Annotated in this window: 10 protein-coding genes; 6 read left to right on the top strand and 4 right to left on the bottom strand. The window is 42.1% G+C overall.

Annotated elements, in window-relative coordinates; genetic code table 11:
- Positions 1-56: 56 nt before the first annotated feature.
- From SY85_RS21230 to SY85_RS21205, 6 genes are all read left to right on the top strand, one after another.
- Positions 57-938 (top strand): bifunctional 5,10-methylenetetrahydrofolate dehydrogenase/5,10-methenyltetrahydrofolate cyclohydrolase, encoded by an 882-nt coding sequence (locus SY85_RS21230; protein ID WP_066407404.1) that lies wholly within the window; start codon positions 57-59, stop codon positions 936-938.
- Between the two features lie 482 nt (positions 939-1,420).
- Positions 1,421-3,337: an OmpA family protein gene (locus SY85_RS21225; protein WP_082886640.1), complete on the top strand. Its 1,917-nt coding sequence runs from the start codon at positions 1,421-1,423 to the stop codon at positions 3,335-3,337.
- Between the two features lie 45 nt (positions 3,338-3,382).
- Positions 3,383-4,489, top strand: a complete 1,107-nt coding sequence (gene dprA / locus SY85_RS21220; protein WP_066407402.1) for a DNA-processing protein DprA — start codon at positions 3,383-3,385, stop codon at positions 4,487-4,489.
- Positions 4,490-4,580: 91 nt separating this feature from the next.
- Positions 4,581-6,128, top strand: a complete 1,548-nt coding sequence (locus SY85_RS21215) for a YifB family Mg chelatase-like AAA ATPase (protein WP_066407400.1) — start codon at positions 4,581-4,583, stop codon at positions 6,126-6,128.
- 36 nt (positions 6,129-6,164) lie between these two features.
- The gene (locus tag SY85_RS21210; RefSeq protein WP_066407397.1) at positions 6,165-6,992 is read left to right on the top strand and encodes a hypothetical protein; all 828 of its coding nucleotides are present in this window, start codon (positions 6,165-6,167) and stop codon (positions 6,990-6,992) included.
- A 17-nt stretch (positions 6,993-7,009) separates the two neighbouring features.
- Positions 7,010-8,803, top strand: coding sequence for an ABC transporter ATP-binding protein (locus SY85_RS21205; RefSeq protein ID WP_066407395.1), 1,794 nt, complete (start codon positions 7,010-7,012; stop codon positions 8,801-8,803).
- An 82-nt stretch (positions 8,804-8,885) separates the two neighbouring features.
- Here SY85_RS21205 and SY85_RS21200 read toward each other — a convergent pair whose 3' ends face one another.
- The 4 genes from SY85_RS21200 to SY85_RS21185 all read right to left on the bottom strand — a co-directional run bounded on the left by SY85_RS21200 (position 8,886) and on the right by SY85_RS21185 (position 14,097).
- Positions 8,886-9,794, bottom strand: coding sequence for an NAD(P)/FAD-dependent oxidoreductase (locus tag SY85_RS21200; protein ID WP_066407393.1), 909 nt, complete (start codon positions 9,792-9,794; stop codon positions 8,886-8,888).
- A gap of 119 nt (positions 9,795-9,913) precedes the next feature.
- Positions 9,914-12,295 carry a TonB-dependent receptor gene (locus SY85_RS21195; protein WP_066407391.1) on the bottom strand — a complete coding sequence of 794 codons (2,382 nt, stop codon included), beginning with the start codon at positions 12,293-12,295 and terminating at the stop codon, positions 9,914-9,916.
- Between the two features lie 109 nt (positions 12,296-12,404).
- Positions 12,405-12,800: a response regulator gene (locus SY85_RS21190; RefSeq protein ID WP_066407389.1), complete on the bottom strand. Its 396-nt coding sequence runs from the start codon at positions 12,798-12,800 to the stop codon at positions 12,405-12,407.
- Positions 12,801-12,918: 118 nt separating this feature from the next.
- Positions 12,919-14,097: an acetyl-CoA C-acyltransferase gene (locus SY85_RS21185; RefSeq protein WP_066407388.1), complete on the bottom strand. Its 1,179-nt coding sequence runs from the start codon at positions 14,095-14,097 to the stop codon at positions 12,919-12,921.
- Positions 14,098-14,127: the final 30 nt, after the last annotated feature.

The raw sequence follows: 14,127 nt of genomic DNA, 5'->3' as shown, positions 1-14,127 counted from the left end.
GAAAGAAGGATTCATCAAAATACAAAGACTAAACGCTTGTCTATTACCTTTGCACCATGCAATTATTGAACGGAAAAGAAGCTTCTCAAGCAATCAAAGACGAATTAAAGATTGAAGTAGCACAATTGGCTACACATGGCAATGCTGTCCCACACCTGGTAGCCATACTGGTGGGTAACAACGGCGCCAGCGAAACCTATGTGGCCGCTAAAGTAAAAGCCTGCGAAGAAGTAGGTTTCCGTTCTACACTTATCCGTTTTGAAGATACTGTACCAGCACGCCAGCTTCTGGATAAGATTCGTGAACTAAATACAGATATTGAAGTAGATGGTATTTTAGTACAATTACCACTCCCCGACCATATATCAGCAGAAGAAGTAATCAATACCATAGATCCATCTAAAGATGTGGATGGCTTTCACCCTGCTACAGTGGGTAAAATGGTATTAGGTCAGCCCACGTTCATTCCTGCCACTCCTTATGGCATTTTGCTTTTATTAGAACATTATAAAATAGATACAAAGGGTAAGCATGCCGTAGTTATTGGCCGCAGCCATATCGTTGGCCGCCCTATCAGCATTTTATTGAGCAATCCTGGCAATCCCGGCAACTGTACCGTTACGGTTTGTCACTCACACACAAAGAACCTGGCAGAGATCTGTCGCACTGGCGATATCATTATTGCTGCCCTGGGCCGTCCAGAGTTTGTAAAAGCAGATATGGTAAAAGATGGCGCCATCATCATTGACGTAGGTATTACCCGTGTAGAAGATGCCACCAAAAAATCGGGCTTTAAACTGAAAGGCGATGTAGACTTTGAAGCCGTAGCTCCCAAATGTTCCTACATTACCCCCGTGCCTGGTGGTGTGGGCCCTATGACCATTGCGGCCTTATTGAAAAATACCTTCAAGGCCTGCACGATGAAGCAGGAAGGGTAAGGGGCAGCGTGGCAGAAGCTAGGGGAATAACCAACAAGGAACAAGGAATGATGAATGAGGAAATGTTCAATGCCCAACGCTCAATAATCAAAAATTATTAATGATTAATTATTGATTATTAAAGAAAGAATATACATGTAAAAGCACTCCATTCTGGAGTGCTTTTCTGTTTTAAGGGCTATCCCTTTGTAAGGCACTAATTGCTACTTATTAAAAATTATAGCCATATCTAGCTTGATCCTTATCGGGTTTTGTTCGATCTTCCTTCGATTCTTCTTCGATATTGCTTCGATATTCGTTCGATAGATAGGATCGAAGGAAATACGGTGCAGAATCGGTCGGTTTATGTGGAAACCGGCCAGGAATGATTCCTTTTTCACATCTGACACAACGATTTTCTTTTACCTCCCTTCTATAAGGGATAAACGTTAATTCTCTCCATATTCAAAATTCATGACATTCATTTCCTGTAAATTCACCCTATGAATCACCTGAAAGCCATAATCAGTTTTTGCCTGGTATCCAGCTCCTTAATGTCTGTAGCGCAATACGATGCTTCTAAGGTGAATAAGAAGGCCATAGAGGCCTATACCAGGGGTTTGGAGAATGCGCAGGAGGATCGGTATAATGAAGCGATACAAGACCTGCAGGAGGCTATTCAGCGCGATCCTAAATACGTAGAGGCTTATTTATCGCTGGCAGGTGTTTATGGCCAAATGAAAAACCGCGAGCAAAGTGTAGCCACGTACGAAAAGGCCTTTACCATAGATTCTAATTATACATCCGACTTTCGCCTGCCCTACTCTATCAACCTGGCCGGCATGGGGCAGTTTGACAAGGCCCTGCAGACCATTGATGCTTTATTGGCCAAGTCTAACCTGAACCCCAATACGCGTAAAGCGGCAGAATACAGACGTAAAACTTACCAGTTTGCTTTAGACTATGCCAAACAACACCCGGCGGGCAACTATGTATTTGCGCCCCAAAACCTAGGTGATGAGATCAATACCAAGGAATCAGAATATTTCCCCAGCATACCTATTGAAAGCGATAAACTGGTTTTTACACGTCGTCTGAGAGGCATGAATGAAGACTTCTTTGGCAGCATGCGCCAAAACGGCAAATGGATAACAGCGCAGCCTTTACCCGGCAATATCAATACGCCGATGAATGAGGGCGCCCAAAATATTTCTCAAGACGGCACCATGCTGATCTTTACCGGCTGTAACCGGGAAGGTGGTGTAGGTGGCTGCGATATTTATATTTCCTACTTAACCCGCAATGGCTGGAGCGAAGCCATTAACCTAGGCAATAAAGTGAACTCAGAAGGCTGGGATTCCCAACCTTCCCTATCGCCAGACAAGCGAGATTTATATTTTGCCAGCAAACGCCCCGGTGGCTTGGGAGGAAGCGATATTTATGTAACGCATTTGCAGTCCAATGGCCGCTGGAGTGAGCCTGAAAATATGGGACCCGGTATTAATACCAGTGGTGATGAATTCAGTCCGTTTATACATGCTGATAATCAAACCTTGTATTTTACTTCCAATGGCTTGCCTGGCTATGGGGATGAGGACCTTTTTGTAACGCGTAGAGGTGCTGATGGCAAATGGGGCACTCCTCAAAACCTTGGTTACCCCATTAACACCATCAATGAGGAAGGAACCATATTCGTAGCCGCTGATAGCAAAACAGCTTATTACTCCAGCGACAGAAGTGATAGTCGCGGTGGGCTGGATATTTACAGTTTTGAGCTGCGTGACGATATACGTCCGTTTAAAACGCTGTGGATAAAAGGAAAGGTATTTGACAAAAACACCAATGCCGGCCTACCTTCTGCTGTAGAGCTAATAGACCTGGAAACCAAGCAAACGCTTTCCAAGGTACAAACTGATGAAACCGGTAATTACCTGATCACCTTACCTACCGGTAAAGACTATGCGTTTAACGTAAACCGCAGGGGTTATTTGTTTTACTCTGATAACTACTCCTTAAAAAATAAAACAGCCGATTCTACTTACGAAAAGAACATTCCGCTTCAACCCATAGAGGCAAATGCAAGCGTGGTATTGCGCAACATCTTCTTTGATTTCAATAAATATGAATTGAAGCCTGAGTCGCAAATTGAGCTGGATAAGGTAGTACAATTGCTACAGGATAATCCAACCGTTAAGATCCAGATAGAAGGCCATACCGATAATATTGGAAATGCGGCTGATAATTTAAAGCTTTCGGAGAACAGAGCTAAAGCAGCCATTGCCTACATCAGCAGTAAGGGCATTGACCCTAAACGCTTAGCATCAAAGGGCTTTGGAGCTACCAAACCTATTGCCGATAATAAAATAGAAGAAGGCCGTGCACAAAACCGCCGTACGGAGCTGAAAGTTGTTAGTCGGTAGTTGGCTGCGAAACGCTTTACTTTGTAGAAACTAACTGTACCCTGCATGAAGAACAATGAACTGTTCTACCAGCTGGCATTAACCCTTGTGCCCAATGTTGGCGATGCAAGAGCCAAGGCACTGGTCAACCATTTTGGTTCGGCGAAAGCTATTTTCAAAGCAAAATTGCAAGACCTGGAGCGCGTAGAAGGAACGGGGCCATTAAGCGCTTCGTCTATTAAAGCTTTCAACGATTTTTCACTGGTAGAACAAGAGATGGCTTTCATTGAAAAGTATAAGATCCAAACGCTCTTTTTAACTGACCCCAAATATCCGCAACGGTTGTTACAATGTTATGATTCCCCCGCCATGCTCTTCTATAAAGGCACGGCGGATCTGAATGCATCGAAAATGGTGGCAATTGTAGGCACCCGCAAATGCACAGATTATGGAAAGGATTTTACGGATAAACTAGTAAATGCACTGGAGCAGGAAAACGTGGTAATTGTGAGTGGACTGGCTTATGGCATTGATGCCGCAGCACATAAAGCGGCATTAAAATACAAACTACCTACTGTAGGTACCGTGGCCCACGGGCTAAATAAAATGTATCCAGCCGCCCACGCTGAATTGGCCAAGGATATGCTGAAGCAAGGTGGTGGTATTCTCACCGAATTTTTTAGCCATACCATAGCAGACGTTCATCATTTTCCCTTGCGCAACCGCATAGTAGCCGGTATGTGCGATGCTACAATAGTGATTGAAAGCGAGATCAACGGCGGCAGTATGATCACAGCTAAGCTTGCCGATGGCTATAACCGCGATGTGTTTGCCCTACCGGGAAGAACTACAGATAAAAAAAGCAGTGGCTGTAACTATTTGGTCAAGCATAATAAAGCCATGCTATTAACTGAGCCGGACGACCTATTGGAAGTTATGGGTTGGAAGAAGGCTTCAACAAGTAAGCCATCTCCTCAACGTGAATTGTTTATTGAGTTAACACCAGAGGAAAAAAGTATTGTGCAACTACTACAGGAGAAAGAAACGGTTCATATTGATGAGATCAATTTGAGAAGTGACTTTAGTAGTAGCATTACTGCAGCCACTATACTTAACCTGGAATTAAAGCATGTGGTAGCTTCACTTCCCGGCAAGCTGTATAAACTGCAATAAGTTATTCTAAAACAACTTATTATGACTAATTGTAATTAGTTCACTAAACATCACTCTTCACTTATCTTCACCATTTTAAAGTACCCTATTTATGCTGGTAAAAACCTATGGTAGTGCGGTCTATGGAGTAGAAGCTATTTCTATAACCATTGAAGTAAATTGGATGGCCACCGGCACAGAATATATGATCGTAGGCTTGCCGGACAATGCTGTAAAAGAAAGTATGCAGCGGGTAGAAAGCACCTTCAAAACCAATGGCTATACCATGCCCCGCACCCGCATAGTGATAAACATGGCACCAGCTGATATCAAAAAAAGCGGAACCGCCTTTGACCTGCCCATTGCCATTGGCGTACTGGCAGCGTCTGAACAGATACGAAACATAGAAGCGCTGGATAAGTATGTGATCATGGGCGAATTAAGTTTGGATGGCTCTGTACGTCCCATCAAAGGTGCGCTACCCATAGCCATACAGGCCCGAAAAGAAGGATTTAAAGGACTCTTTGTACCAGAAGTCAATGCCCGGGAAGCTGGCATGGTCAACAACCTGGATGTGTATGGCGTTAACCATATTAAAGACATTATTTCCTTTTTTGAAAACGGAGAGCAAGGCTTATATCCCATAAAGATTGACACCCGCGAGGAATTCTTCCATTCGCAATACGATTTTGAAATAGACTTTGCCGATGTAAAGGGACAGGAAAACATTAAGCGGGCACTGGAAATAGCTGCCGCTGGTGGGCATAATGCTATACTTATTGGCCCTCCCGGGGCAGGTAAAACCATGCTTGCCAAGCGTTTACCCACTATCCTACCGCCCCTGACCTTGCATGAAGCCTTGGAAACCACTAAGATCCATTCTGTAGCTGGTAAGCTCCCGGAGAATTCAACCTTGGTATCCCGACGTCCCTTCCGCAGCCCCCACCACACCATATCTGATGTGGCTTTAGTAGGTGGCGGCGGCACGCCACAACCGGGTGAAATATCCCTGGCCCATAATGGAGTGTTGTTCTTAGATGAATTACCGGAGTTTAAACGCACGGTGTTAGAAGTGATGCGCCAACCCATGGAGGAGCGGCGTGTAACGATATCCCGTGCTAAAGTGGCCGTAGATTTTCCTGCCAGCTTTATGTTACTGGCCTCTATGAACCCCTGTCCCTGTGGATATTATAACCACCCTGAACGCCAGTGTACTTGTGCGCCAGGAACCGTACAGAAATACCTGAATAAGATATCCGGTCCATTATTAGATCGTATTGATCTACATGTGGAAGTTACGCCCGTTGCATTTGGAGAATTGTCTACAACTAAACCACAACAAACATCGGCCAGCATCAGGGATCGAGTTATGAAAGCCCGGGAGATTCAGGCCGAACGTTATAAAGAACACAATGGTATTTATGCCAATGCGCAAATGAGCAGCAAAATGCTGAAGGAAATCTGCGTCATTAGTCCCATTGGCCAAAACTTGCTGAAACTAGCTATGGAGCGACTTAATCTTTCGGCTCGTGCCTATGACCGGATATTAAAAGTAGCCCGCACCATTGCTGATTTGGATGCTAGTGAAGACATAAAGCCAGAGCACTTAGCTGAAGCCATTCAGTATCGCAGTTTGGACCGCGAGGGTTGGGCTGGTTAGGTACGCTGGCACGTTTACTGCAAGAGACCTTTCTACATGCAGCATTATCTTTTGTTCCAGGTAGGGAACAGCCGGCAACGGATTTACCAATGCCAGTATGCTCTCTTACAGTACTTGGCTATTTACAATCTGAAGCCACCTTCAGATATAGGCATCCTACTGTATACAGAAAGCCCGTCTGAGTTTGAGGCTTACACTTCTTTTTTCCCTGCATTCTTAATGCATCAAACGCCTATTACCCCAAGGGCTACTATACTACAACAAGCCTTGCAGGAACACCCGGGTAATATCTTGTATTGCGATACCGATGTCTACCCTATAAAATCGTTGACATCCCTTTTTCACACTATTGAAAAAGGCAAACCCTTTTTGCTATTAAAACAATGGCAAAAAGAACCTTCCCTTGTAAAAACATTGCTGGATGAGTACGAGAAAAAAATACGTGGCCGCAAGACCCTGGCGGAAAAAGAAACACTCTTTCAACTGGCGGTAGTGGGCGTAAACCTTGGACATAAACCTTTATTGGAAAAAGCAGCATCCCTAATCCATACACCTGTTACCGACACTTCTTTTGAACAGGTAGAAAGCTGGGCTTTTCAAGAAGCATTTGAAAAAGGTAACACTTCCTGGAGTAGTTTTGCAACCTATCAGACCTCTACCGCATTCAAAGAACTACTCCCTGTGTTTTTTCAACGTAATGCTGAAGAAAGTATACCTAACTTAGTTAAATTGGTTCATCATCTGGACGCCCAGCAGATCCAAGAAGAAGAAGAAAGGTATCATCAACAAGCATTTTATAAAAAATGGATGGATAAGTTTACGGGCAAAGGATGGTCGATAGAACGATACAAAAAGCGTTTTTAGCGTAAGCTCATGCCATTATGAAAATACTAATACACTATTTAAAGCCTTATAAGCTCCTTGTTTTTCTTGTCCTTTTTTTAGCTGCTGTCAACATCGGCTTTTCCCTTATGGACCCAATCATCTTTGGTTCACTGGTACGATTGGCAACAGACTACGAGCACAATGCCGGCAAATATGCGTTTGAAAACTTCTTCTTTTCTTTTGATAAGCCTTATGGTGTATTGGCCTTATTGCTAGCATCTATAGGGGTAGCAATGGTAAGCCGCATAGCCAAAAATTTTCAGGATTACTTTTTAAGTGTTATTGTACAAAAATTCGGAGCCAAAGTATTCACCGATGGTTTACAGCATGCTATGACACTCCCCTACCAGGAGTTTGAAGATCAGCGTAGCGGCGAAACCTTAAGTACACTGCAAAAAGTACGGACAGATACAGAAAGCTTTATTAAGAACTTCGTCAATATCCTCTTTACTGTATTGGTAGGTATTATCATTGTAGCTGTATTCTCTTTTCGCATTACGCCCTTGTTACCACTGGTTTATTTTGGAGGCATTGGCATTTTGATGTTTATCTCTAACCTATTGAGTAAAAAAGTAAAGAGCATACAGAAAACCATTGTATCACAAACAACGGCACTTGCTGGTACTACCACTGAATCGCTACGCAATATTGAGTTAGTAAAAAGTTTAGGCTTAACAGGACAGGAAGTGGCCCGCTTGAATAAAAACACCTATAAGATCTTGGGCTTGGAACTAACCAAGGTAAAACGTATACGTAGTATTGGTTTTATTCAAGGAACGTTTGTAAATACCTTACGCCAGGTGATTTTGTTTATGCTTATGTGGTTGATCTTTCATAAAAGCATGGATGCGGGTCAGCTTGTAACAATGCAGATTTACTCTTTCTTCATATTTGGCCCCTTACAGGAGATTGGCAATATTATCTTAAGCTATCGCGAAGCAGAAGCATCTCTTAATAATTTCAAGAACCTAATGAAGAAGACCCCGGAACTCACGCCAACCAATCCGCTTCATTTAGGCCCTATACATAAATTGGAATTTGACAACGTAAGCTTTAAGCACCAGACTGCATCACATAAAGCTGTAGATGGTATCAGCTTTAAAGTTTCTCCTGGTGAGACGATTGCGTTTGTAGGTCCATCTGGCTCCGGTAAAACTACTATGATGAAATTGTTGGTAGGTCTTTATCGTCCGCAGGAAGGAAAGATCTTATACAATGGCATTGATGAAACTAGTATGGACTTTAACGACCTGCGTAACCAAATTGGCTTTGTAACGCAAGACACGCAACTCTTTTCTGGAACGATCAAAGAAAACCTCTTGTTCGTAAATCCACAAGCTACTGAAGACGAAGTGCTGGATGCCTTAAATAAAGCGGCATGTCAAAACTTATTGGCTCGTGCTGAGAAAGGCTTAGATACTGTTATTGGAGAAGGAGGATTGAAGCTATCAGGTGGGGAGAAGCAACGTTTAAGCATTGCCCGTGCATTGCTACGCCAGCCCAAATTGCTCATTTTTGATGAAGCTACCTCTGCACTGGATTCTATAACAGAAGAAGAGATCAGTAAAACCATCCGCATGATTTCTTCTTCCAATGAGCAAATTACCATTCTCATTGCGCACCGCTTGTCGACCATTATGCATGCCGATCGTATCTATGTTTTAGAAAAGGGAAATGTAGTAGAAACAGGCACGCATGAAAACTTATTAGAAGAGAAAGGCTTATACTATGCTATGTGGCGTCAGCAAATTGGTGAACGTAAGAATGTAGCGGTCGCTGTAAAAGCTTAATGCTATCAAAATAATCGTTGCTATAATGGATTAAGCTAGAACATCAATAATTCATATAGGTAGAGACCGTTAGCGCCCCTGCCTACATGAATTGCTCATCGATCAATTCCTTATTTATCACTATACCAGCCATTGTACCTGTAGAAACAGCCATGGATACGGTCCTCATAGAAGAGTTATCTCCTGCTGCATAAATTCCATTTACGTTTGTTCGTTGAAACATGTCAACCTTTACCAATCCTTGTTCAGTGAGTTCGCAGCCCAATGAGGCAAGCAAAGGAGAATGTTGTTCAAATGCAGGACGAGCATACAGGGCCTTCAACTCATATTTAGATTGATCGGCAAACCGGATATGCTGTAAATAGCCTTCCTCATGTTCTATGGAAACTATGGGCTTTTCAATTACCGGTATATTATATTTTGCCGCCAGTTTTAATTGGTCTGAATTTAAAGTAGCAGGTCCATTTGTAAAAAGCACAAGATCTCTTGTCCAGTTGCTAATTAATTTCATGAGCTCAAAGCCAATGTCACCATTTGCTAAAATACCTGTACGCTGCTGCCTTACTTCATATCCATGACAATAAGGACAATGTAAAATGGACTTACCCCAGCAAGCTTCAAAACCACTGATATCCGGCAGGATATCTTTTAATCCTGTTGTGAAAAGAAGTTTTTTGCAGCTGTAAGTATTGCCCTCTTGTGTTTTTATTTGAAAAGAATCCGCCGCTTGCTTTGCCTCTACTACTTCAGCATTTAAGAATTCTATGGTTGAATATTGTTTTACCTGTTGCCTTGCCTTTTCCGCTATCATCAGTGGCTCTTCACCATCATGTGTAATAAAGTTATGAGAATGCGGTGTTGACCTATTACAAGGCTTCCCATGATCAATGACTAATACATTTCTTACTGCACGGCCTAAAGTCATAGCGGCTGAAAGTCCGGCATAACTACCACCGATAATAATCACATCGTATTTTATATCCTTTTGCATTGTAAATCATTTTGGATTGGAATGCCAATTTGAAAACTGTTTTAATCGATCATTCACGAACCATTAAGCTACATACAAATACTAGAAAAGCACCTGAAAGGTGCTTTTCTAGTATTTGCTTATTTAAAATTAAGTGGCACGTTTACTTTAAATGAAAAGTTGCGCCCTGTATTATACACTCCTATTCTTCCCGTAGCATTATTTACATCTGTATACTTCAAGCGGTTTAAATGACTTTGATATGCTACATCTGTAATATTATTTGCTGTGAAATGAAAGCTAAATAAGGTTTTTCCGTGAGCGTGAATATCTGTACCAACACCACTATTTAAAAGTACATATCCACTTGTAGCCGTTTCTGTATTATAACCAGTAAAGGGATTATTTTGCTTAAATGTTTTATCCAGCTCTACGCGGAAGTAGAAATTACGTAAGGTTTTATGACTCTTTGTGTATTGTGCGCGTAGTTCACTGATCCAACGGTTGGCGGGTATCATGGGCAGGTTATTGCTACCATCTAATGCATCACTAAAGCGACCGCGTAATAAAGAAAGTGTGTTCTCAAAATGCAACCAGTCTAAAGGGTGCGGGTGAAAATCTACATTCAACTCAGCTCCATAGAGTTTTGCATTTTGCTGGCTGTATTGAAAAGCTTGTAACTCTTCTCCATCTACAATTAGAGTTGAATCGCCGCCCAAGGCACTCGCTAATCTTCTATAAAAGATAAAGTCATTTAGGCGGTTATAAAACAGGTTTACTGCAAGGCTGATATGCTCGTAATCCAAGTCGACTCCTAAATCACCTTGCAGACTGCGCTCTGATTTTAAATCTCTACTTCCGTACTCATAGCGGTTGGTACCTTCATGCGCGCCATTGGCTGCTAGTTCAGATAATGTAGGCGCACGGAAGCCACGTGAAAAATTAGCCTTTAAATTGACTTTGTCTGTGGGATGATAGCTTACACCAACACTTCCCGTTACGTTAGCAAAATCTTTACTAAAGGAACTAAACTTTACATTAGTTCCTTCCATCATTTGCAATCCATTGATAGAACGATTGTCAAATCGAAGGCCTGCGCTTATAGTTGTTTTTTGCACATCGCGCTGCGTATAAACAAAGCCACCAATATCAAATAGGTTATAATCTGGAATGATGGCTTCTACTCCTTTGTTTTCATTGTTTTGGTACATACCGTTAATACCCAGGGCTGTTTCCCAATTCGTAATCTCTGGTAAGCGCCATTGCACATTATACGTAGCCGTTTTTAGATCAAAAGCTAATTCTGTTTCACTAGGATCTTCCGGGTTACCAAACTCTTTACGCAAGTTATCTTGGTAACCTAGATTTAAGCGCAAGCGGCTTTTTCCTAAACGGAAACTGTTATCACTCATCAACTTGTAGTGTTGAACATGCTGGTGAGGTATCAAAAGATCTCTACTATTTAAGTCAGCATCTGTGGCGATTCTTTCCAATGGCGATCCGGCATTTACTAAAAATTTCCCTGTCTGATCGTCCCGTTCCCCTTCTACCAATCCTACCTTTTGGTTAAAGGAGCTAAATATTAGATGACTGAATCCCCAGCTTTTATTCACGCCTACATAACCGCCAAAATTGCGCTCATTAAAACGGGAATTCAATACCCGGCCGTCCCATTTATTTTGATAATCTTTGGCTGATTTGTAAGAGCCATAAGCGTTCCAGTTAAAGCCATTCTGGTTTCCAGCCATATCACCATGCAGTCCCCACTGTCCATTATTTGTTTGGTAACTACTGTAAACATTCCCTTTTAGTACACCTTCTGCCACAGGTGTATTGGTAATGAAGTTGATAACACCAGCTAAAGCATCACTTCCATAGATCAGCGATGCAGGTCCTTTTAAGATCTCTACCCGGCTTACGCTAGCTTCATCTATTTCTATTCCATGTTCATCGCCCCATTGCTGGCCCTCTTGACGCATGCCGTCATTAACTACTACCACGCGGTTATATCCTAAGCCGCGAATAACGGGTTTAGAAATAGCAGGACCTGTACTAACCTGAGAGATACCCGGTTGTTTAGCAATGGCATCAATAAGGTTTGTAGAGGCATTTTCCATTAGTTGAGACTTCCGAATAAGGGTAACGGGTATTGGCGCTTTTCTTGTACTAGTGGCGGATGTAACACCAGTTACGGTAACCCCTTGGTTCTCTACTACTGCAGGAAATAAGGAAAAGTTACGTTCCTGGTTTTCCGTAATATCAATATGTTCAACAATAGTAGTATAACCAGCAAATGTGATTTCTAAAAGATGGTGGCCGGACGGCACATTACGTAATGTATATACACCTTCCTGATCTGTAGTTGCTCCTACACGAGCATCGGTAAAATAAACGGAGGCACCAACTAATGGACTCCCAGTAGCGGCATCAGTAATTTTCCCTGTTAAATTAACTCCTTGACGAAGTTGTGCAGTCGTTACAAGTGCAAGAAATAAGCTTAATGCAACCAAGAATCCTTTCATACTCGTATTCAAATAGAGCTCGAAAATAAGTATTTGCAACATTGCTGCAAAAGCAATTTGATAAAAAAGCTCAATAAACTTAAAAGAAAAGACCTTACGGCAATAGTAATTAGGCCATAAAAGGTTGCAATTGCGCAATCAGCTCCTGCCACTCTATAAGTTTGTGAGGCTTTGCCACAAGTAAAGATGCGCCTAATTTTCGACACACTTCTTTATCTATCCGGTTCACAGAGGTAGTTACCATAACGACAGGTATATGCTTAAATTTTGGATCTTCTTTTAGCTGCTTCAATGTTTGTCGTCCATCCATACCGGGCATATTCAGATCCAGCATAATCAGCGAAGGCCGTAACGCATTTTCACTATTTAAAAACGGTATTACCTGGTGCCCTGTCACTACAAAATGCACTTCCCACGGTTTAGAAGCGGCCCTACAGGCTTCATTAAACCAGGTACGATCGTCAATATCATCATCTGCATATAGAATCAACTTATATTCTTCCACGCCCTACAGTTTTAAACAATTTAATGCTTTTTCCAACTGATCTGATTCAAAAAACTATGCCCGGCTAAATAATAAAAGCCCGATATCTAATCAGGCTTTTAAAACTAGTTGTAATGTATTAATCAATGCGTTCTATAATACCAGCAATTCCTTGTCCCCCACCCACACAAGCGGTTACCATTCCATATTTCTTATTCAACCGTTTCATATCACTCAGGATTTGAATGGTTAGCTTAGCGCCTGTACAACCTAAAGGGTGACCAAGAGCAATAGCACCACCATTGATATTTACTGTATCAGGATTTAAACCAGCTTCATTAATGACAGCTATTGCTTGTGAAGCGAAGGCTTCATTCAATTCTACCAGATCGATTGCATTCAGATTCATATTGGCTTGCTTCAGCACTTTGGGTATGGCTGCAACAGGACCAATACCCATAATACGTGGATGCACACCAGCAGAAGCACAAGCCACTAAGCGACCAATAGGTTTAATGCCCAACTGATTTACTAAACGTTCGCTCATAACCATGACGAATGCAGCACCATCAGAAGTTTGGGAGGAGTTGCCAGCTGTTACCACGCCATTAGCAGCAAAAACAGGCTTCAACTTGGAAAGTACTTCTAATGACGTATCAGCACGTGGACCTTCGTCTGTATCCACAATAAAGTTTCTCTTTTGCTTTTTACCTTTTTCGTCAAGGTATACTTCTTCAACCGTTATAGGTAAAATACCTTCTTTGAAATAGCCTTTTTCAATAGCATTTAAAGCTTTCCTATGCGAATTGTACGAAAACTCGTCCTGTGCCTGACGGGATACATTAAACTCCTTAGCCACTGCTTCAGCTGTTAAACCCATACTTAAATAATAGTCAGGTTCATCTTTAGCTATAGAATAAGCGGGCACTGTTTTCCAGCCGGCAGTAGGCACCATACTCATACTCTCTGTACCTCCCGCAATAATACAATCTGCCATGCCCATGCGAATTTTAGAAGTAGCTATAGCAATGGTTTCTAAACCTGAAGCGCAATAGCGGTTTACTGTCATGCCGGGTGTGTCATAACCAATAGCCCGCGCAGCAATAATACGTCCTACCTGAAGGCCTTGTTCCGCTTCCGGTACAGCATTTCCTACAATTACATCATCAACTAAATTTTTATCTAACTGAGGTACTGCATCCATCAGGTTTTTTATCACCTCTATAGCCAAGTCATCGGGGCGAAAGAAACGAAAGCCCCCTTTTTTAGCTTTACCTACAGCTGTACGATATCCGGCAACGATATAAGCTTCTTGCATAACAAATATTGTATTTCAAATATAACAAAA

It is taken from the genome of Flavisolibacter tropicus, from assembly GCF_001644645.1.
Classification (GTDB): domain Bacteria; phylum Bacteroidota; class Bacteroidia; order Chitinophagales; family Chitinophagaceae; genus Flavisolibacter; species Flavisolibacter tropicus.
This window is presented reverse-complemented; position numbering and strand designations above follow the sequence as displayed.

What these genes read in the sequence shown, in the direction of transcription:
- SY85_RS21230 (WP_066407404.1), top strand. Translation starts at nt 57, where the DNA reads ATGCAATTATTGAACGGAAAAGAAGCTTCTCAAGCAATCAAAGACGAA.
- SY85_RS21225 (WP_082886640.1), top strand. Translation starts at nt 1,421, where the DNA reads ATGAATCACCTGAAAGCCATAATCAGTTTTTGCCTGGTATCCAGCTCC.
- dprA (WP_066407402.1), top strand. Translation starts at nt 3,383, where the DNA reads ATGAAGAACAATGAACTGTTCTACCAGCTGGCATTAACCCTTGTGCCC.
- SY85_RS21215 (WP_066407400.1), top strand. Translation starts at nt 4,581, where the DNA reads ATGCTGGTAAAAACCTATGGTAGTGCGGTCTATGGAGTAGAAGCTATT.
- SY85_RS21210 (WP_066407397.1), top strand. Translation starts at nt 6,165, where the DNA reads ATGCAGCATTATCTTTTGTTCCAGGTAGGGAACAGCCGGCAACGGATT.
- SY85_RS21205 (WP_066407395.1), top strand. Translation starts at nt 7,010, where the DNA reads ATGAAAATACTAATACACTATTTAAAGCCTTATAAGCTCCTTGTTTTT.
- SY85_RS21200 (WP_066407393.1), bottom strand. Translation starts at nt 9,794, where the DNA reads ATGCAAAAGGATATAAAATACGATGTGATTATTATCGGTGGTAGTTAT.
- SY85_RS21195 (WP_066407391.1), bottom strand. Translation starts at nt 12,295, where the DNA reads ATGAAAGGATTCTTGGTTGCATTAAGCTTATTTCTTGCACTTGTAACG.
- SY85_RS21185 (WP_066407388.1), bottom strand. Translation starts at nt 14,097, where the DNA reads ATGCAAGAAGCTTATATCGTTGCCGGATATCGTACAGCTGTAGGTAAA.